This is a genomic window from Candidatus Cloacimonadaceae bacterium, from assembly GCA_030693415.1.
Taxonomy (GTDB): domain Bacteria; phylum Cloacimonadota; class Cloacimonadia; order Cloacimonadales; family Cloacimonadaceae; genus JAUYAR01.
Map to the genome: position 1 here is coordinate 1 of JAUYAR010000068.1, position 1,568 is coordinate 1,568.

Annotated in this window: 1 protein-coding gene; it reads left to right on the forward strand. The window is 50.2% G+C overall.

What is annotated here, in order from left to right:
- Nucleotides 1-1,436 (forward strand): bifunctional serine/threonine-protein kinase/formylglycine-generating enzyme family protein (locus Q8M98_04455; GenBank protein MDP3114011.1); only part of this gene is annotated, 1,436 nt, incomplete at its 5' end.
- Nucleotides 1,437-1,568 lie beyond the last annotated feature (132 nt).

Genomic DNA, 1,568 nt, shown 5'->3' on the forward strand with positions numbered 1-1,568 from the left:
GGGTCTATTACATGGTGATGGAATATGCGGAGGGGAATATGCTGAAAGAGCTGATTGCGATGACCGGTCCCATTCCCGAACCGCGTGCCCTCCATATTTTCAAGCAAATCGTCAATGCCCTGGCTTATGCCCATTCCAAAGAGATTATTCACCGGGATATCAAACCCTCAAATATCATGATCGACGCGTCCGATAATATCAAGGTTATGGATTTTGGCATTGCCAGATTGATGAGCGACGGACATCTCACGCGCACCGGAACCAAGCTTGGAACCCTTTTCTATATGAGCCCGGAACAAGTCATGGCGCAAAGAGACATCGATCATCGCAGCGACATCTATTCCGCCGGGATCGTTCTCTATGAAATCCTCACCGGCAAGCTACCGATCGAGACCGATACGGACAGCGATTTCATGGTCATGAAAGCGATCACCGAGCAGGAAATACCCGATCCCCGAACCGTCTATCCCCATATCACTGAAAAGAGCGTATCCATCTTGGGCAAAGCGACAAAGAAACAGAGGGAAGACCGCTATCAGGATTGCAGCGAATTCTATGCTGACTGCTGCGGGGATACTTCAGCACCAATTTTTTCGTTCCGGAATAATCCCGGAGACCGGGGCAAACAAGATAAGCCCCCAAGCTCAAAACCGGAAGCTATTCCCAAGCCGATTAACCCGATCGATATGATTATGGTTGAAGGCGGAACTTTTGAGAGGATCGCCACAAACCCTGGTTTTTGGAAAGCACTATTCGGAAGCTCTATTAGTTCCTCAGTAACGCTTTCTTCATTCTATGTGGGCAAATGTCAGATTACACAAAAAGAGTGGGGAGAGGTAATGGGAAACAATCCTTCATATTTTGAAGGCGACGAACTGCCGGTGGAGCAAGTGTCATGGTATGATGCGGTGGATTTTTGCAATAAGCGCAGCCTCAAAGAGGGTCTGAAACCTTGCTACAGCATCGGGGGCAACACAAAACCGTCAAGCTGGAGCAGCGGCAGCATCGTTTGCGACTGGAGTGCTGAAGGTTATCGTCTGCCCACTGAAGCGGAATGGGAATATGCAGCCCGGGGTGGAAACAAAAGCAAAGGCTACAATTACAGCGGGTCAAATGACATCAATGCCGTGGCTTGGTTTATTGGCAATTCGGGAGAGAAAACTCATTCCGTGGGCACCAAAAGCGCAAACGAACTCGGTATCCATGACCTGACCGGCAACGTCTGGGAATGGTGTTGGGACTGGTATGATGAGGAATACTATAGCAAAAGCCCAAGCTCCGACCCCCGCGGGGCAAGCTCAGGTGATTATCGCGTGCTGCGTGGTGGTTCTTGGAACTACCGTGTCAACTGCTGTCGGGTTGCCTACCGCAGCTTCATCAATCCCGATTACAGGTACGGCAGCATCGGCTTTCGGGTCTTCAGGGCTATCCATTAAATGGACTTTGGCTCTTTGGTCTTTGGTCTTTGAAAATCCGCAGTAGGCGGACCGAAAAATTATATGAAACAGGAACGGCAGACGTCCCCGTCTGCCAAATCCCGGCAGGGCTTTACATTGTGCCGGTCACCA